17 protein-coding genes and 1 pseudogene are annotated in these 17,865 nt (G+C 72.3%); 10 read left to right on the top strand and 8 right to left on the bottom strand.

Annotation, left to right across the window (positions count from 1 at the left end; translation table 11 throughout):
* A pseudogene (locus AB0G74_RS23125) lies at positions 1-366 on the top strand (hypothetical protein); the annotation flags it as partial.
* A gap of 141 nt (positions 367-507) precedes the next feature.
* Here AB0G74_RS23125 and sodN read toward each other — a convergent pair.
* The gene (sodN, locus tag AB0G74_RS23120; protein ID WP_361149272.1) at positions 508-903 is read right to left on the bottom strand and encodes a superoxide dismutase, Ni; all 396 of its coding nucleotides are present in this window, start codon (positions 901-903) and stop codon (positions 508-510) included.
* Between the two features lie 183 nt (positions 904-1,086).
* Between sodN and sodX the strand changes: the two genes are divergently transcribed.
* Positions 1,087-1,521, top strand: coding sequence for a nickel-type superoxide dismutase maturation protease (gene sodX / locus AB0G74_RS23115; RefSeq protein WP_361149263.1), 435 nt, complete (start codon positions 1,087-1,089; stop codon positions 1,519-1,521).
* On the opposite strand, the gene AB0G74_RS23110 is transcribed toward sodX, so the two are convergent.
* The 4 genes from AB0G74_RS23110 to AB0G74_RS23095 all read right to left on the bottom strand — a co-directional run bounded on the left by AB0G74_RS23110 (position 1,404) and on the right by AB0G74_RS23095 (position 5,120).
* The gene (locus AB0G74_RS23110) at positions 1,404-2,054 is read right to left on the bottom strand and encodes a CGNR zinc finger domain-containing protein (protein ID WP_361149260.1); all 651 of its coding nucleotides are present in this window, start codon (positions 2,052-2,054) and stop codon (positions 1,404-1,406) included. The genes sodX and AB0G74_RS23110 overlap by 118 nt on opposite strands.
* 256 nt (positions 2,055-2,310) lie before the next feature.
* Positions 2,311-3,063, bottom strand: a complete 753-nt coding sequence (locus tag AB0G74_RS23105; RefSeq protein ID WP_361149270.1) for an amino acid ABC transporter ATP-binding protein — start codon at positions 3,061-3,063, stop codon at positions 2,311-2,313.
* A gap of 5 nt (positions 3,064-3,068) precedes the next feature.
* Positions 3,069-4,076 carry an amino acid ABC transporter permease gene (locus tag AB0G74_RS23100; RefSeq protein WP_361149256.1) on the bottom strand — a complete coding sequence of 336 codons (1,008 nt, stop codon included), beginning with the start codon at positions 4,074-4,076 and terminating at the stop codon, positions 3,069-3,071.
* 57 nt (positions 4,077-4,133) lie between these two features.
* Entirely contained in the window at positions 4,134-5,120 is a 987-nt protein-coding gene (locus tag AB0G74_RS23095; protein ID WP_361149254.1) for an ABC transporter substrate-binding protein, read from the bottom strand.
* 623 nt (positions 5,121-5,743) lie between these two features.
* On the opposite strand from AB0G74_RS23095, the gene AB0G74_RS23090 reads away from it, so the two are divergent.
* The 4 genes from AB0G74_RS23090 to AB0G74_RS23075 all read left to right on the top strand — a co-directional run bounded on the left by AB0G74_RS23090 (position 5,744) and on the right by AB0G74_RS23075 (position 9,967).
* On the top strand, positions 5,744-6,991 hold the full coding sequence (locus AB0G74_RS23090) for an NADP-dependent malic enzyme (protein ID WP_361149251.1): 1,248 nt from the start codon (positions 5,744-5,746) through the stop codon (positions 6,989-6,991).
* A gap of 1,137 nt (positions 6,992-8,128) precedes the next feature.
* Positions 8,129-9,091 (top strand): zinc-binding dehydrogenase, encoded by a 963-nt coding sequence (locus tag AB0G74_RS23085; protein ID WP_361149249.1) that lies wholly within the window; start codon positions 8,129-8,131, stop codon positions 9,089-9,091.
* A gap of 82 nt (positions 9,092-9,173) precedes the next feature.
* Positions 9,174-9,383, top strand: coding sequence for a helix-turn-helix domain-containing protein (locus AB0G74_RS23080; protein WP_361149246.1), 210 nt, complete (start codon positions 9,174-9,176; stop codon positions 9,381-9,383).
* Complete coding sequence (locus AB0G74_RS23075) at positions 9,383-9,967, top strand: Clp protease N-terminal domain-containing protein (RefSeq protein WP_361149243.1); 585 nt, start codon at positions 9,383-9,385, stop codon at positions 9,965-9,967. Before AB0G74_RS23080 ends, AB0G74_RS23075 begins: the two co-directional genes overlap by 1 nt.
* A gap of 37 nt (positions 9,968-10,004) precedes the next feature.
* Here AB0G74_RS23075 and AB0G74_RS23070 read toward each other — a convergent pair whose 3' ends face one another.
* Positions 10,005-11,009 carry a helix-turn-helix transcriptional regulator gene (locus AB0G74_RS23070; protein WP_361149241.1) on the bottom strand — a complete coding sequence of 335 codons (1,005 nt, stop codon included), beginning with the start codon at positions 11,007-11,009 and terminating at the stop codon, positions 10,005-10,007.
* Between the two features lies 1 nt (position 11,010).
* Positions 11,011-11,955 carry a hypothetical protein gene (locus tag AB0G74_RS23065; RefSeq protein WP_361149239.1) on the bottom strand — a complete coding sequence of 315 codons (945 nt, stop codon included), beginning with the start codon at positions 11,953-11,955 and terminating at the stop codon, positions 11,011-11,013.
* 190 nt (positions 11,956-12,145) lie between these two features.
* On the opposite strand from AB0G74_RS23065, the gene AB0G74_RS23060 reads away from it, so the two are divergent.
* Positions 12,146-12,976, top strand: coding sequence for a hypothetical protein (locus tag AB0G74_RS23060; RefSeq protein WP_361149236.1), 831 nt, complete (start codon positions 12,146-12,148; stop codon positions 12,974-12,976).
* 712 nt (positions 12,977-13,688) lie between these two features.
* Here the strand turns inward: AB0G74_RS23060 and AB0G74_RS23055 are convergent.
* Positions 13,689-13,871 carry a DUF6104 family protein gene (locus AB0G74_RS23055; protein ID WP_019075209.1) on the bottom strand — a complete coding sequence of 61 codons (183 nt, stop codon included), beginning with the start codon at positions 13,869-13,871 and terminating at the stop codon, positions 13,689-13,691.
* A gap of 148 nt (positions 13,872-14,019) precedes the next feature.
* Here AB0G74_RS23055 and AB0G74_RS23050 point away from each other — a divergent pair, with 148 nt between their 5' ends.
* The 3 genes from AB0G74_RS23050 (at position 14,020) to AB0G74_RS23040 (ending at position 17,865) form a co-directional block, all read left to right on the top strand.
* The gene (locus AB0G74_RS23050) at positions 14,020-14,427 is read left to right on the top strand and encodes a CU044_2847 family protein (RefSeq protein WP_361149233.1); all 408 of its coding nucleotides are present in this window, start codon (positions 14,020-14,022) and stop codon (positions 14,425-14,427) included.
* Positions 14,424-16,472, top strand: a complete 2,049-nt coding sequence (locus AB0G74_RS23045) for a trypsin-like peptidase domain-containing protein (protein WP_361149229.1) — start codon at positions 14,424-14,426, stop codon at positions 16,470-16,472. Before AB0G74_RS23050 ends, AB0G74_RS23045 begins: the two co-directional genes overlap by 4 nt.
* A gap of 379 nt (positions 16,473-16,851) precedes the next feature.
* Positions 16,852-17,865 carry a MoxR family ATPase gene (locus AB0G74_RS23040; RefSeq protein WP_361149227.1) on the top strand — a complete coding sequence of 338 codons (1,014 nt, stop codon included), beginning with the start codon at positions 16,852-16,854 and terminating at the stop codon, positions 17,863-17,865.

The raw sequence follows: 17,865 nt of genomic DNA, 5'->3' as shown, positions 1-17,865 counted from the left end.
CGGGCCGTCCCGGCCGGACCGGGACGGCCCGCCGCCGACGCGGACATCCTTCTGGTGCCGGTCCATCCCCGGACGGGGCGGACCTGGAGCCCCGGGGGGACGACGTCCGCGTACCCGGTGCCCCTGCCGCTGGGGGTATGGCTGCGGCTCGTCTCGCCGGAGCCGTACCCGCCGGTTCCCGTCTCGGGCCGCGTACCCCGGGACGTACTCCGCGACGACCCGCCCCCACTCCTCCCGAACCAGCGGTTCCGGGCCGACGGGGGTACGTTCCGGCATACCGTGGTCCGGCTGCCGGCCGTCCGCGAGCCATGGCTGCGCGCGATCCTCGACAACATCGCGCCCGGTACCCCGGCGGACCCGTTCTGAGCCGGCCGTGACCGGCGCATCAGCGGCCGGAAGAAGACCGCACCCGGGCCGTCGTGGCCGCCGTGCTCGGCGGCCCGCGAACCGGGTGCGGACAGTTGACCGGCGCGACCCGCGAAGACACGGGCCGGGGTCAGAGGCTGATCAAGCCTGCTTGGTCTCCCAGAAGATCTTGTCGACCTGGGCGATGTAGTCCAGCGCCTTCTGGCCCGTCGCCGGGTCGGTGGACGCCTTCGCGGCCGACAGGGCCTTGAGGGTGTCGTTGACCAGCTGGTGCAGCTCCGGGTACTTCTCGAAGTGCGGGGGCTTGAAGTAGTCGCTCCACAGCACCGAGATGTGGTGCTTGGCGAGCTCGGCGCGCTGCTCCTTGATGACGGTGGCGCGGGCGCGGAAGTGGGGGTCCTCGTTGGCCTGGTACTTCTCCTGGACGGCCTTGACCGACTCGGCCTCGATACGGGCCTGGGCCGGGTCGTAGACACCGCAGGGCAGGTCGCAGTGGGCGCTGACCTTCACCTTGGGTGCGAACAGGCGGGAGAGCATGGAGCGGTCCTTCCTCGTGATCGTCTTCTCAGGAGTGGACATTACTCCGTGGAGGTACGGTTTTCGCGGCTGCCCCTGAGGCTTACGACAAAAGTCCGGGGCGCCGTCGGACCCCCGGCGGAACGTACCGTGGGGTCTGCCCGGGAGGAGGCGCCGGGCGGGACCGGGACGCGGAGGTGGCGGATGAGTGAGCCGGAGCGGGCGGCGCCGTTCGGTCTCGCGGAGGTGACGGGGCCGTCGATGTATCCGACGCTCCGCCACGGGGACCGGCTGCTGGTGCAGTACGGGGCGCGGGTACGGCCGGGGGACGTGGCCGTACTGCGCCATCCGCTCCAGCAGGACCTGCTGATCGTGAAGCGCGTCGCGGAGCGCCGGGACGGCGGCTGGTGGGTGCTCGGCGACAATCCGGGCGCCGAGGGCGACAGCCGGGTATTCGGCACGGTCCCGCCGGAGCTGCTGCTCGCCCGGGTCCGGGCCCGGTACCGGCCTCCGGAGCCGGGTCAGCGTTCGCGGCGGGCGACGCTCCGGTGGCTGCTCTCCGCCGTCCGGCCGGTCCGCTCGGCCGGTTCGGCGCTCTCCGCGCTCTTCTCGGTCTCCCGGCGCTTGCGGGCGCGGTAGGCGGCCACATTGGCCCGGGTCGCGCACCGGTCCGAGCAGTAGCGACGGGACCGGTTGGTCGAGGTGTCGAGATAGGCGTTCCGGCAGGGCGCGGCCCCGCAGAGACCGAGCCGGTCGACCCCGTACTGCGTGAGATGGATCGCCAGGCCCATCGCGGCGATCGCGGCGTATCCGGCGGTGGCGTTCGAGGGGTGCTCGGCCAGATGCATATGCCAGTCCGGGCGGCCGTCGGCGTCCCGCTGGTCGTGGCCGGAGATCTGCGGGCTGACCGGGAACTCCAGCAGCAGGGAGTTGAGCAGATCGACCGCGCCGACCTCGTCGCCCTCGGCGGCCGAGGTGAAGACCGCCCGCAGCCGTCCCCGTACGGCCCGGAACCGGGTGACGTCCGCGTCCCCGGCCCGGCGGGCCGCCTGGGAGTCGGGGCCGAACAGTACCCGGATCGCCTCCACCGAGGTGAGGGCGTCCTTGCCGCGTCCGGGCTCCTCGGTGTTGACCAGGCGCACGGCAGCTTCTGCGTAAGAGGCCAGTTCCACTAGTAGTCCTTACCGGGGTGGTCTGGGGTCGGGGGCGGGGAAGCGTAATGGGCGATTCTGGAATCAGGGTATTACGGGCGCCGCCTTCGCCGCCCAGGATCCCGTACTCGCCGTCCCCGCCGCACGCCGTTCGGCGATGTCCGGCGGCCCGGCCGCCACAGACCCGGGGCCGGTACGGCGCGGGCGGGGGTCCCGGACGTGCGGCGGGGGCGGTACGGAGCACCCCGTACCGCCCCCGCCCCGGCGTCCCGCCCGGTCAGAGCACCTTCGACAGGAACGCCTTCGTCCGCTCGTGCGCCGGATTCGTCAGCACGTCCCGGGGATGGCCGGACTCGACCACCTTGCCGTCGTCCATGAAGACCAGCGCGTCACCCACCTCGCGGGCGAAGCCCATCTCATGGGTGACCACGATCATCGTCATGCCCTCCTCGGCGAGATCGCGCATCACGTCAAGTACGTCGCCCACCAGCTCGGGGTCGAGCGCCGACGTCGGCTCGTCGAAGAGCATCAGCTTGGGCTCCATCGCCAGCGCCCGGGCGATCGCCACCCGCTGCTGCTGCCCGCCGGAGAGCTGCGACGGGTAGTGGTCCGCCCGGTCGGCCAGGCCCACCCGGTCCAGCAGCCGCAGCGCCCGCTCCCGCGCCACGATCCGCGTCTCGCCCTTGACCTGCATCGGCGCTTCCATGATGTTCTCCACCGCCCGCATATGCGGGAAGAGGTTGAACCGCTGGAAGACCATCCCGATGTCCCGGCGCTTGAGCGCGACCTCGTTGTCCCGCAGCTCGTAGAGCTTGTCGCCCTTCTGCCGGTAGCCGACCAGCTCGCCGTCGACGTACAGCCGCCCGGCGCTGATCTTCTCCAGATGGTTGATACAGCGCAGGAAGGTCGACTTGCCGGAGCCCGAGGGGCCGATCAGGCAGAAGACCTCCCGGGGGGCCACCTCCAGATCGATGCCCTTGAGGATATGGGCGGCGCCGAAGGACTTGTGGACGCCCTCGGCCTTCACCATGGCGTTCATCGGGCGCCTCCCGCGGCGGTGGTACGACGGCCGGAGCCGGAGAACAGATTGGCCCTGACGCGCTGCCAGGGGGTGGGCGGCAGGGCGCGCTGCGAGCCGCGGGCGTACCGCCGCTCCAGGTAGTACTGGCCGACGCTGAACACACTGGTCATCACGATGTACCAGAGGGAGGCGACGAACAGCATCTCCATCACCGCGTACGACGTCGAACCGATCTGGGACGTGGTCCGCATCAGCTCGCCGTACGTCACCACATAGACCAGGGACGAGGTCTTCAGCAGATTGATGAACTCGTTGCCCGTCGGCGGGATGATCACCCGCAGCGCCTGCGGCAGCACCACCCGGCGCATCGTCTTGGCCTGGGTCATGCCCAGCGCCTGGGACGCCTCCGTCTGGCCCTGGTCGACCGAGGTGATGCCCGCCCGGACGATCTCCGCCATATACGCGGCCTCGTTGAGGCCGAGCCCCAGCAGGGCGCACATGAACGGCGTCATGACATCCGTCATCTCGTCCCGGTACACGCCGGGGATGTCCAGATACTTGAAGATCAGCGCCAGGTTGAACCAGAGCAGCAGCTGGACGTAGACCGGGGTGCCGCGGAAGAACCAGATGTAGAGCCAGGCGACCGTACTGGTCACCGGGTTCTTCGAGAGCCGCATCACGGCCAGCAGCACACCGAGCACCACACCCAGCGCCATCGCCAGCACACTGATCCACAGGGTCTTGCCGGCGCTCTCGACCACCTGCTGGTCGAAGGCCATATCGCCGACCGTGCCCCACTTGATGTCGCCGGTCGCGAACGCGTAGACCAGTGCGGCCAGCAGACCGATGACCACGACACCGCTGATCCAGCGGCCGGGATGGCGGACCGGGATCGCCTTGATCGCCTCGGGCGGCGGAGACCCGTCGGGGTCCGCCGCCGAGCCGGTGCCCGGGGTACGGTCCGCGAGGTCCGCGGACTTCGTGAACATGTCCGGGAGCGAGCTGTCGGTACTGTCAGTCACGGTGACTGCCCTTCGGGGGAGTCGTTCGGGGAGTTACGAGCGGTGGAACGGCGGACGTCACTTGCCGCCGTTGATCGCGGCCTTGTCGATGGCCCCGCTCTCGGCGCCCCACTTCTTCAGCACCTTCGCGTACGAGCCGTCCGCGATGATCGCGTCGACGGCCTCCTTCAGGGCGTCCCGGAGTGCCGTGTTGTCCTTGTTCACGGCGATCCCGAACGGACCGGCGTCGATCTGGTCGCCGACCACCTCGAAGGCGTTGCCGTTGTCGGCCTTGCGGGAGAGGTCGAGGGCGACCGGGTAGTCGTTGACACCGGCCACCGCGCCGCCGGACTTCACCCGGGTCTGCGCCTCGGTGTCGTTCTCGAAGGGCTCGATCTTCACGGCGGGCTTGCCCGCGTCCTGGCACGCCTTCGACTGGGTCTGGAGCGCCTTCTCGTACGTCGTGCCCCGCTGCACGGCCGCCGTCTTGCCGCACAGGTCCCCGATGGACTTGATGCCCTGCGGGTTGCCCTTCTTGGTGTAGACGGCGGTACCGGCGAGGAAGTAGTCGACGAAGTCGACGCCCTTGCCGAGCTTCTTGCCGTTCTCGTCCAGGCCCTCCTGGCGCTGCTTGTTGTCCGTGATGGACGACATCGCGATGTCATGACGGCCGGTGTTCAGGGCGGTGATCAGCCCGTCGAAGGAGCCGGAGGTGAACTCGAACTTCACTCCGAGCTTCTTGCCCAGCTCGGCGGCGATATCCGGGTCGACCCCGACGATTTTGCCGTTCTCGACCGACTCCATCGGGGCGTACTCGGCATTCGTGCCGACCTTGATGACACCGGACTTCTGGTACTTCTCCGGCAGCTTGCCGAAAAGGGGCGCACTGCTGGAGGCGCCGTCGCCGCTGCCCTTCTCCTTGGAACCGCTGTCGGTCTGGTCGCCGCAGCCGGTCAGCAGCAGCAGGGAACCGGCGACCGCGGCGGCGCCGACCGCCGCGAACCGGGAGGAGCGGGACTTCCGGTGCGGAGCGGTGGTCGGGGTGCGCATGGAGCGTGCGGTCATGTCGGGGATCCTCCGGAGTCTCAGGGACAGCCATTTCTGGTCGCGTACGGCTGGTGCGCGAGTCGCGGACGCGGCCGGGGCCGCGCAGGTCGCGGACGCGCCCCCGGCAGGCCGGGAGACGGGTCTTCGAGCAGGTCTTCGACCGCCGCGACCTTGTGTGTTTCCGGCATCTTGCCATTCGGACGGGCACCTTCAGGGGCCCGCGCATGTCAAAATCGGATAACGGGAGACCCCCGACGCCGCAGGCCGGTACCGAGCGACCGGACCATTCGCGGGAATCACTCCTTCCGGCCGGAAGATCTGCTGCCATGGAACGGGCATGGCCGCTATTCGACGCCCGAAACCGGCGTGTCATGATTTTTCGGTGTGAGGGACGACGTGTCATATCGATTCGGGTCGCCTGGCGCGATATCGACTCGTCCTTCACGGTCACGTTCCGGTAAGAAGGACTGTTACACCCCTCATCCGGGGCTCAGGGCGCGTGTGCGGCGCGCCCGCGTGTACGAGGCCGCTTCGGCCGGGCGGACCAGACCGCCGGGGCCGGGCGCGTACACGGTGCCCGCTCAACCCTCCTCACCAGGAGGGGAAACCCTCAACCGATGAAGATTTAAGGGGTCAACCCAATGGCAGCGGAGATCGTCAATCCTCGCAGCGACAGCGAGGTCACCGGCGCCGCCGGTGTTACGGAGGAGGCCGGTGCGGCGGCCCCCGAGGAGCCCTTCGATCCGGTGTTCGCGCTCCACCGCGGCGGGAAGATGGCCGTCACGGCCACCGTGCCGCTCCGCGACAAGGACGACCTGTCCCTCGCGTACACCCCCGGCGTCGCCAAGGTCTGCAGCGCCATCGCCGAACGCCCCGAACTGGTCGACGACTACACCTGGAAGTCCGGCGTCGTCGCCGTCGTCACCGACGGCACCGCCGTCCTCGGACTCGGGGACATCGGCCCCGAGGCGTCGCTGCCCGTGATGGAGGGCAAGGCGATCCTCTTCAAGCAGTTCGGCGGGGTCGACGCGGTGCCGATCGCGCTCGCCACCAAGGACACCGACGAGATCATCGAGACCATCGTCCGGATGGCGCCCTCCTTCGGCGGGATCAACCTGGAGGACATCTCCGCGCCCCGCTGCTTCGAGATCGAGCGCAGGCTCCAGGAACGGCTCGACATCCCCGTCTTCCACGACGACCAGCACGGCACCGCCGTCGTCACCCTCGCCGCGCTCCGGAACGCCGCCAGGCTCACCGGGCGCGAGCTGGGCGAACTCCGCGCCGTGATCTCCGGCGCGGGCGCGGCGGGCGTCGCCATCGCCAAGTTCCTGCTCGCCGCCGGGATCGGCGACGTCGCCGTCGCCGACCGCAAGGGCGTCGTCAGCCGCGACCGCGAAGACCTCACCCCCGTCAAGCGCGAGCTGGCCGAACTCACCAACAAGGCCGGACTCAGCGGCTCCCTGGAGAGCGCGCTCGCCGGAGCGGACGTCTTCATCGGCGTCTCCGGCGGTACGGTGCCGGAGGCGGCCGTCGCCTCCATGGCACCCGGCTCCTTCGTCTTCGCCATGGCCAACCCCGACCCCGAGGTCCACCCCGACATCGCGCACAAGTACGCGGCCGTCGTCGCGACCGGCCGCAGCGACTTCCCCAACCAGATCAACAACGTCCTCGCGTTCCCCGGTATCTTCGCCGGGGCGCTCCAGGTCCGGGCCCCCCGGATCACCGAGAGCATGAAGATCGCGGCGGCGAACGCGCTGGCGGACGTCGTGGGCGACGCGCTCGCGGCGGACTACGTCATCCCGTCCCCGTTCGACGAGCGGGTGGCCCCCGCGGTGGCCGCGGCGGTCGCGGCGGCGGCCCGCGCGGAGACGCCTCCCGCCGCGGAGTAGCCCGCCTCCCCCGGAGCCCCGGGCCCTGACCCCCACGGGGCCAGGGCCCGTCTGTGGTTGTCCGCGCGGTTCCGCGGCCTGTGCTTTCGGGGCCCCCAGCGCCTTGGTCCTCCGGGTGAGGTCCACAACCCCGGGTCTCGCCCGGCGGCCTGGTGTTGTCGGCGGTCTGCGGACCGCCTGTGGCTGTTCGCGCAGTTCCGCCCCCTATGCCTTCGGCAATGGGGGGACCCCCAGCGCCTTGGTCCTCCGGGTGAGGCCCACAACCCGGGCCGCGCCCGGCGGCCTGGTGTTGTCGGCGGTCTGCGGCCCGCCTGTGGCTTGTCGCGCAGTTCCCCGCGCCCCTAAATGCTCTCCCCAGCACCGTCCTGGGGAGGGGGGCGCCCTTCGGGCGGGGGATAGTGCCTCCTCCGGAGGTGATTCGACTGCGGGCCGTCCTGGGCCGTTCGCGCAGTTCCCCGCGCCCCTGAACACCTCCGCCTGCCCCTTTTTTGCGAAGCAAGTCCGGCTCCGGGGAGGGGAAGCTTTTAGGGGCGCGGGGAACTGCGCGACCAGCCAGCCACCGGGGCGCGGGTGGACCGACAACCCCAGGTGGCACCATCCCCCTCCCCCGGGACGGGCTCCGGCCCCGGGGGACATGTCCGGTCGGCGTGGTCGGGGGGTGCAGGGTCGCCCCCGCAACGGACGGCGGAAAAGAAACGGGTCTCCCGGACAAGAGGCTCACTTCCGCCGTCCGTGAGGAGGTGAGCCCGGAGGCCACCGGCCCTCCCGACGCCGAACAAGACCGCCCGCATACCGCTGGAGTGACGGTCACATCTTCAACAGCCCCGCCGGCGCCTGAGGCGCGAACACCCCGCCTGGCCAGAGGCAACCCCGACACCAGGCGCCCTGGACCAGGAACCCCACAGCGGGAGGCGCCCCCGCCCCGCCGACGCCTGAGGCGCGAACCGCCCCGCACCAGGCGGGGACCCCACACCAGGCGCCCAGGGCGCGAGGCGCAAGCGACCCCGCCGCCGCGAGGAACCCCGGCACCAGGCGCCCCGACGCGGCGCACCCCACAGCGGGAGGTGCCCCCGCGGGAGGCGCTCGTCACAGGCGAGGCGGGTTTCTCCCCGTCCCCCCGGCACCTAGTGTCGGGGCATGTTCGCCGCCTATGCCGCACATATCGATCGTGAGAATCCGCTCGACGGCCTTCGGCTGGGGGAGCGTCCCGAGCCCGAGGTGCGGGAGGGGTGGACCACGGTCACCGTCCGGGCCGCCTCCCTCAACCATCATGACCTCTGGTCGCTGCGGGGCGTCGGGCTGCCGGAGGGGAAGCTGCCGATGATCCTGGGCTGTGATGCCGCGGGGGTCGATCCCGACGGCAATGAGGTCGTACTGCATTCGGTGATCGGGCAGAGCGGCCACGGCGTCGGGCCCCGGGAGCCCCGGTCCCTGTTGACCGAGCATTATCAGGGGACTTTCGCCGAGCGGGTCACCGTACCGACGTGGAATGTGCTGCCGAAGCCGAGGGAGCTGAGTTTCGAGGAGGCCGCTTGTCTGCCGACGGCCTGGCTGACCGCGTACCGGATGCTTTTCACCAACGCGGGTGTCCGGCCGGGTGATTCCGTGCTGGTGCAGGGCGCGGGCGGCGGGGTCGCGTCGGCCGCGATCGTGCTGGGGCGGGCCGCGGGGCTGCGGATGTACGCGACGAGCCGGGATCCGGTGAAGCGGGCCCGCGCGGTGGAGTTGGGCGCGGAGGAGGCGTTCGAGCCGGGGGCGAGGCTGCCCCGCCGGGTGGACGCGGTGATCGAGACCGTCGGCGCGGCGACCTGGTCGCATTCGGTGAAGTGTCTGCGGCCCGGCGGCACTTTGGTGATCTCGGGTGCGACGAGTGGGGATCGGCCCGCTCATGCCGAGTTGACGCGGATCTTCTTCCTGGAGTTGAGGGTCGTGGGTTCCACGATGGGTTCCAAGGACGAGTTGGAGGATCTGTTGTCGTTCTGTGCCGCGACCGGGGTCCGGCCGGTGATCGACCGGGTGCTTCCGTTGTCCAGGGCCCGGGAGGGGTTCGAGCGGATGGCGGAGGGCGAACTGTTCGGGAAGATCGTCTTCACTCCCTGATCCGCCGCCGCGCGGCCGTTCCGTCACAACCTGGCGTCAATCAAGGTTGACGCCCAAGCGGCGTCAATCTAGATTGACAGCTATGACTGAGGCAACCGATCTCGCCGAGCGCGCGGGCGACCGCGACCCCCGGGTAGGGCTGCGGGCGGTCGCCGCGCTGCGGCGGCTGCTGGAGCAGCTGGAGGCCGTCCAGGTCCGTAGCGCCCGTAACCAGGGCTGGTCGTGGCAGGACATCGCCGCGGAGCTGGGGGTCAGCCGACAGGCCGTGCACAAGAAACACGGGAGGCGTTGATGTTCGAGCAATTCACCGAAGAGGCCCGTCGCGTGGTGACGGAGTCGGTCGGGCACTGCCGGCGCGCGGGGGAGCCGTCCGTCACCGAAGAGCATCTGCTGCTGGCCCTCCTCGACCAGCGCGGGAGCCGTGCTTCCTTCGCCTTCGCGGCGCTCGGGGTCGCCGACCGGCGGGCCTCCGTGGAGTCCGCCCTCGGCGACGCCCGGCGCCGGGGCGGGCTCTCCCGTTCGGAGACGGAGGCCCTGGCCGGGCTGGGGATCGACGTGGACCGGGTGGTGGCGACCGCGGAGGCGGCCCACGGCCGGGCCGCGCTGGCCCCGGCCGGGTTCGTACGCCGTCGGCTGCTCCGGGACCACCGGCCCTTCTCGCCCGCCGCCAAGGGTGCTCTGACGAAGTCCCTGCGGATCGCCGTGGGCCGGGGTGACCGGCGGATCGGCGGCGAGCACGTACTGCTGGCCCTGACGGCCGGGCACGGCGTGGTCGCGGAGGTCCTGGCCGACCACGGCGCGACGTACGCGACGGTCGAACGGGCGATGTTCGGTGAGGACGGCGGAGCCGGGGGGAACCTCCGCCGTACCGCCTGACCGCCGTACCGTCTGACCGCCGGTGCGCACCGGCCCGCTACGCGTCGTCGTCGCGCTTCCCGGTCCGGTGGAGCAGGGCCGCGATATGCGCCGCCGCCGTCGACAGATGACGGCGGGCCTCGCCGAGCTGGGGTTCGGTGACGCCGTGGTCCCGGGCCGCGTCCCGGATGTCGTCGCGGAAGCGGTCCAGCAGCCGGTCGAGATCGCGGGCCGGGTCGCCGGTGGACGCCAGGTCGCCCGGCCAGTCGGACGGCGCGGCCCCGGACGACTCCGGTTCCTCCGACGGCTTCTCCGAGGGTTCCTCGGACGGCGCGGCCCCGGACGGCCCCGAGGGTCCGGACTGCCCGGCCGGTCCGGCCGGTTCGGACGGCTCCGGGGACCCGCACCCCCGCGGCGTCCGCGCCGCCCCGCCGAGCCGGACCGAGAGCCGGGTCGCCAGATCGGAGAGCCCGTCCTGGAACCCGTTCGGCCAGTCGCCCCGGGTGAAGTGGTCCTGCACCTCCTGGGCGATCCGCTCGACCTCCGTACGCGCCATGTCCTGGGCCTCCTTGGCCTGGCGGCGCGCCTGACCGGCCTCCTCACGGGCCTTTCGGATCTGCTCCTGCCAGTCGCGGGTGGCCTTGCGCCACTCCTCCTTGGACGAGTCCGACGCGGCCCTGGTACGGGAGGTCGCCGCGCGTACCTCGTTACGGAGCCGGCCCGCCGCGCCCCGTACGTCGTCGCGGATCTCGGCCGCCAGCTCGGAGACCGAGTCCCGGATCTCCCGCTCCAGGTCGTCCAGCTCGCCGCTGCGCCCGGCCAGTTCGGCCCGGCCCGCCTCGGTGATCGAGTAGACCTTGCGGCCCCCCTCGGTGGCATGGGTGACCAGGCCCTCGGCCTCCAGCTTGGCCAGCCGGGGGTAGACCGTGCCCGCCGAGGGCGCGTACAGCCCCTGGAACCGCTCCTCCAGCAGCCGGATCACCTCGTAGCCGTGGCGCGGTGCCTCGTCGAGGAGTTTGAGCAGGTAGAGCCGCAGCCTGCCGTGGGCGAAGACGGGGGGCATGTCAGAGCACCTTCTTCCGGGTGTCCCGGGGTGTGGTCCCGGCGCTCCCAGTATTCCCATTGGTCCCATTGGTCCCATTGGTCCCAGCCGCCCCGGGGGGCGCCGACGGGGCGCGCAGGAGTGCGATGGAGCCGGAGACGGATGTCGCCTTCAGAGAGCCCGTTCCCGCGCCGAGGGTTCCGGCGATCTTCTTGGCCCCCCACGCGTCGGTGACCCGCAGGGCGTCGAAGGCGCTGGCGACCGAGCCGCCCGAGGTCTCCGCTTCCACCCGGGCGTCCGCCGGGTACGGCAGCCGGACCGCGACCTCGCCCGAGACCGTGGAGAGCGTCAGCTCGGTCGGGGCGGCCGGGCCCGGGATCCCGTCCGGTTCGTCCCGGTCGCGGGGCGCGAGGTCGAGTACCAGATCGCCGCTGACGGTCTCGGCCCTGACCCGGCACCCGGCGCTCTCGATCACGGTCAGATCGCCGGAGACCGAGTTGAACCGCAGCGCGCCGGTCACGGACTGGGCCTCCAGGGCGCCGGAGACGGTCTCGGCGGTGACCGGCCCGGAGAGCCGGACGAGCGTCGTCTCACCGCTGATGCCCCGGACATTGGTGGCGCCCGCGATCCCGGAGACCACCGCGTCCGCGCCGACGGTGCCGACGTCCACGGCGGTGTGCCTCGGTACGGTCAGGGTCACCGCGACCCGCCGGTGCCAGCCCTTGCGGTCGAGCCACTTGAGCCAGCTCTTCCACGGCAGGTCCTCGTAGGCGACCGTCAGGCGTCCGCCGTCGCGGGTGACGATCAGCGGAGGGCCCTCGACGGCCGACACTTCGAGCCGGGCGGATTTCTCGTCGGTACCGACGACGTTCACCGTTCCGTTGACGATCCGAACGTCGAGCGCGGTCACGGGGGCGTCGAAGTCGAGCCTGCGCGGCTCCCTGACCTCCCATGTCGATTCTGTCATCGCTTTGACCTCCCGTAACGGCCGAATCCCAGCGGGATAGTAACGCAATATATCGCGTCTGGCGGAGGAGACGCTATATCGTGAGTTCGGGTTGCTCCGAGCCGCCTCGGGCCGTACGGCGCCCCACCCCGCTCGCCCGGCTGCCGGGCAGAACCGGTCAAACCCGGGCGAGTGGCCTAGCGTGAGAGATATGAACGCGACAGCCGTGGGCGCTCTGCTCCTCTGCCGGGCCGAGCCCTCCGCCGTACGCTCCCCCGCCCAGCTGCTGCGGGAACCGCAGCTCCTCGTCCCCGCGGGCGCCGAATGGAGCGCCCTCGTCCCCGAGGGCGCCGCCTGGGACGACGGCGAACCCGTCGACCGGGTCGTCGCGGGCTGGGCCGTCGCCCTCGCCGTCGCGGTCGGCCTCGGCAGGCCCGTCCTGGCGCTCTGGTGGGACACCGAACGCGTCGGCTTCACCCTGGCGTCCGGATTCCGCCGCCCCGTCGGCTACGTCTGGCTCGCCGACGGCACCCCGGCCGGCGAGGACGAGGCGATCACCACCTTCGCCGCCAGGCTGGGCCTCGACCCCGTCATCGACGTCCAGGCGCTGGCCCCGCTGACCCGGGAGGACCCCGACGCCGACGGCGCCGACCGGCTGCGCGGACTGCTCGCCGTACTCTCCCGCGCCGGGCTCGAACTCCCACCCGGACTCGTCCCCGGACGGACCCCCGCCAGACTGCACGCCGTCGCGGCGGCACGCGGCGCGCAGACCGTGGAATGGGCGGGCTGGCGCGACGCCGTACGGACCGAGCTGCACGCCGTCGAGGAGAGCTTCGACCACTGGCTGCGCGAGCCCCGCGACCGGACGGGCCTCAAAGTCCTCGGCGCGGCACAGATCGCGGTCGGCGTCCCCCTGACGATCTGGGCCCTGCGGGGCGCCGGGGGCGCGGGGGGACGGGGCGGCTGGGCGGTGGCGGGCGCGGTCCTCACGGTGCAGGGCGCGGCGCTGCTGATGTACGAACGGGGCCGCGCGGCGGTCTGAGGCGACCGCGGCCCTTGTCTGGGGGGTCTTTTGCGCTCTGGTCTCCCGGTGGCGCCTTGGCCCTCCGGGTGGGGCCCACGACCCGGGTCGCGCCCGGCAGCCTGATCTTGTTCGCGGTCTGCGGACCGCCTGTGGTTGCTCGCGCAGTTCCGCCCCCTATGCCTTCGGCGATGGGGGGACCCTCAGCGCCTTGGCCCTTCGCGTGAGGCCCACACCCCGGGCAGCGCCCGGCGGCCTGGTGTTGTTCGCGGTCTGCGGACCGTGGCTGGCTGGTCTCGCAGTTCCCCGAGCCCCTAAATGCTCTCCCGAGCACCGCCCCTGAGAAGGGGGGCCCGCCTCTCGGCAAGGGCTGCGAGGAGAGCAACCCAGGGGCGCGGGGAACTGCGCGAACGGCCCACGACGGCCCGCGGTCGAAAGACCTCCGGGGGAGGCCCTATCTCCCGCCCGGAGAGCGCCCCCTCCCCGAGGGCGGTTCGGGGAGCAACCAGGGGCGCGGGGAACTGCGCGACCAGCCAGCCACGGGCCGCAGGCCGCGAACTACATCAGGCTGCCGGGCGCGGCCCGGGTCTTTCGGCGATGCTGTGGAGGGCCAAGGCGGCGCTGGGGGTCCCCCCATTGCCGAAGGCATAGGGGGAGGAACTGCGCGAACAGCCACGACGGCGGCGCGGGCCGTGAAACGGTGCCGGGTACTCCGGGGCGCGGGCCCGGAGAGCTACTCGTCGTCGTCCTCGTCGTCAAGGCGCGCCAGCCACGTCGCCAGGCGTTCGACCGGGACCTCGAAGTCCGGGTTGAGATCGACGAAGGTACGCAGCTGCTCGGCGAGCCACTCGAAGGTGACCTCTTCCTCGCCGCGCCGCTTCTCCAGCTCCTCGATGCCGCGATCGGTGAAGTACAAGACATGCTCCCGGGACGGATGGGGGACTACCTCTTCAGGTTACGGCCGCGCGCCCGCGCAACCGGACGGGGTATGCCGGTCGTCGCCGTGGTCGCACCACCCGGGCGTCGCGGTACGCCAGGGGCCGCCGTCCAGATCGGGGGATTCGGTGAACGGACGTGTTCAGCAGATCGAACTGCCCGGGGGAGCCGTCGTGCTCGCCCGGCTGACCGCCCCGGAGGGCGGCGGATACGGCGACGACGACGAGGACGTCGGCTTCGTCGCGAACGCCACGGCGAAGGTGGAGCGGCTCCAGCGGCTGATCACCGAGGTCGGGGCGTCCGTACTGAGTGCCGCGGCGGCGGCCGGGCCCGACGAGGCCAGTGTCACCTTCGGGGTGGAGCTGACCGCGAAGTCGGGGGCGGCGCTGGCGGTTCTCGCCTCCGGGGAGAGCAAGACGTCGATCCAGGTCACCCTGGTGTGGCACCTCAAGGACCAGCCGACCGGCGGGCGGCCGGAGGCCCCCGGCGCCCCGCCCCCCGCCGCGGGCGGTGACGACGGGACGGCTCCCGCGTGACGCCCGCCGGGTCCGATCCCGTCATCGACGCGCTGCTGCGTGCCGCGACCGTCCATATCGGCGGCACCGAACCGGCCCCCCTGTGGGGCACCGGTTTCTTCGTCGCCCCCGGTCTCGTCCTCACCTGCGCGCATGTTCTGGCGCCCCATCTGCGCGGGGACCTGGCACGTTCCGTGGTGGTCGCCGGGCCCGAGCTGAACGGCGGCGAGCCGCTGGAGGCCCGGCTGGACCGCTGGCTCCTGGACAGCGGGCCGCTGCCCGAGCACAAGGTCCCCCTGGAGCGGGATCTCGCCCTGCTGCGGCTGCTGGACCGGGACGCCGAGCACGAGTGCGTCTGGCTGACGGACCGTACCGACTATCCCGGCGGCCCGGGTGTCGTCCAGGGCTACCGGCCCGGCGGCGGTGACGACGACCGCCCGGTCCGGGCCGTGCCGTGGAAGGCGACCGCCCGGATCAACGGCTTCGACGACGCGTACGGCCTGCGGATCCGACCCGAGGCCGAGTTCCCCAGGGGCGGCTCCGGCTCACCCGTACTGGACGCGCATACCGGCGCGGTCGTCGGCGTGCTCAAGTCGCGGCGCGCCGGGCGGGACGGCGGGATGGCCATCGCGGTCACCGCGCTCCGCCGCTTCGGCGCGGACTACCAGGCGCTGACCTCGGCGCACGACCGCTGGCACGGGCTGTCGCCGAAGATCACCGGCCACAACTGGATCGAGCGCCAGCACCGGCTTCCCGGGGCCGGGGTGCGGACCGGCGGCGATCTGTGGGGGCCCCGCGACCGCCGGGAGGCCCTCGCCCGGCTCGCCGCCGTCCATCCGCCGGACGGCATCAGGCCCGTCGTGGAGCTGGCACGGAAGGCCAGGGGCGGGGTGGCCGCCCCGCCGGGCCAACTGCCGCCGAACACCTGGCGCGACGGCCACGGGCTGCTGTACGAGGCCGGACGGCCCGCCGCCGCGATCGCCGCCCTGCACTACCTCCAGCTCGTCGCCGAGTACGAACGCGCCCGGGGCGGCGATCCGTCGGCCCTCACCGACTGGGTCGCCCGGCGGCTCGACGGCGTACCCCGGATCGTGCACACCGTGGTCACCCAGGCCACCCTGCCGCCGGGGCTGCTCCACCCGGCGGGACCCGGCGGCCCGGCGGCCGGTCGCGGGGGCGGGTCCGGGGCCCGGGACGGCGGCGGCGCCGACCACCGGATCGTGCTGCGCCATCCGCTCCCCGGCGACGGCCGGGCCGTCGTGGTCGTCGAACTGGAGCCCGTCGCCGACGCCTCCACCCCCCGCTTCTACTGGCGGATCAGGGCCGACGACGGCCAGGAACTCGACGAACCGCTGCACGAGGAGCAGACCGGCGACGGCGTACCGCCCGAACGGCTCGTGGGGGAGCTGCGCGGCCCCCTCGCGGAGGTCTTCGCCGCACTCGACGTGCCCGGCGCGCCCGCCCCGCTGGAAGTGGCCCTGCCCGCCGACCACTTCGACACCGCCGTACACCGCTGGCAGCTCACCGAGATGGCCCGGCTCCACCATCCGGCGTATGTCGGGGTACGCCGGTCGGTGGTGCTGCGGGATATCGCGAGACGAGGCGAACCGGACCCCGTCTGGTGCGAGCGCTGGCACCGCCTGTCGGCCGCCGGAACCCTCACCGCCTGCCGTACGCCGCCGCCGCGCCAGGTCCCCCGGGCCCGTCAGCTGGTCGAGATGGCGCCCGCCGGGATCCCCGTCCTGTGCCGCCCGGCGGGCACCGGCGCCGGGCGCCGGGCGATGGGAATGGCGCTGGCGGCGGGCCACGGCGTGGCCCTCTGGCATACCGACGTCCACCCCGAGACCGGCTGCGGCGACTTCTGCGACGAGGTCCACCGGGGCGCCGAAATGATGCTCTCGGCGGCCGGCGGCGCGGATGAGCTGCCGGACCGGCTCCGCCGGATCAGGGACGACATCAGCGGCAGCCGGCGCGGCGGGCACTGGGCGGAGGGCGTCGCCCTGCTCTACGACGATCCGCGCCGTCCCCTGCCCGCCGACGGGGAAGGCCCCGTCGACTCGCCCTGAGAGCCCCCCCGGGCCCCTCGCGTCCCTCACGTCTCCCACGTCCTGTGCATCCGGGCCGTACGGACGTCATGTGGGACCCCGGTGCGACCGTCCGAGCCGACGAGGAACCGAGGACGAGCCGAGGACCGGCGGGCCGGGCACCGAGGGAGAACCGGGATGACGACATCCGGAGAACGTCCGGAAATCGACGTAGTGCGGCACGGAGAGCCCCGCACCTGCCCTGACCACGGCCGGAACACCCCCGGCCCGCCCGGACGCGGCGCCTCCTCATGAGGAGACCTCATACAAGAGCCCACCGGCAGTCATGGGACGGCCCGGAGCAGGGAATACACCCCACGTTGCCCGCCACCGGTCCCCGGCCGCCGACAAGGAGCGAGCGATGGACGACGACTGGCTGATCTACCGAGGCGTCGGGGCGCCGGACCCCGACCGGATCCGACGGCTCCCACCGCCACCGCCGTGGCGCGCCTTCACCGGCGAGCCGCTGCCCGACCCCGTGCCGCCCGTCGACAGCTCCTCCACCCGGCGGCTCGGCACCCGGGTCGGCGCGCCCCCGGCCCATGACGCCGAGGCCCTGCGCCTGATCAACGCCGCGCTCTATCTCCGCCGCCCCCTCCTGGTCACCGGCGAACCCGGCTCCGGCAAGTCGACCCTCGCCCACGCGATCGCCCATGAGCTCGGCCTCGGCCGGGTGCTCCAGTGGCCGGTCGTCAGCCGGACCGAACTCTGCGACGGGCTGTACACCTACGACGCCATCGGCCGTCTCCAGGACGCCCAGCTCGCCGAACGGGAGTCCCGTACGCCCGAGTCGATCGGCGCCTACGTCCGGCTCGGCCCGCTCGGTACGGCCCTGCTGCCCGCCGAACGGCCCCGGGTACTCCTCGTCGACGAACTCGACAAGAGCGATATCGACCTCCCCAACGATCTGCTGATCGTCCTGGAGGAGGGCGAGTTCACCCTGCCCGAGCTGGAACGGACCGCGGACCGGCCCGGCCACGAGGAGGTCCGGGTCCTCACCGACGACGGCCGCCGGGTGCCGGTGCGCGGCGGCCGGGTCCGCTGCCGGGCCTTCCCGGTCATCGTGATGACCAGCAACGGCGAGCGGGACTTCCCGGCTCCTCTGTTGCGGCGCTGCGTCCAGCTCCACCTCGACCCGCCGCGCGACGAACGCCTCGCGTCCATGGTCCGGGCCCACTTCGGCACCGGCGCCGACGAACGGCACCTCGACCTGATCGACCGCTTCACCCGCGAGGACGGCGACGGAGAGCTGCGCCCCACGGACCAGCTGCTGAACGCGATCTACCTCTCCCAGGCCGCGGTACGTTCCGACCCCGCGCGCCGGGAGGAGATCGCCGCCCTGCTGATGCGCCCGCTCGACACCCGGCAGCGGTGA

This window comes from Streptomyces sp. NPDC020875, from assembly GCF_040641415.1.
Lineage (GTDB): Bacteria > Actinomycetota > Actinomycetes > Streptomycetales > Streptomycetaceae > Streptomyces.
This window is presented reverse-complemented; position numbering and strand designations above follow the sequence as displayed.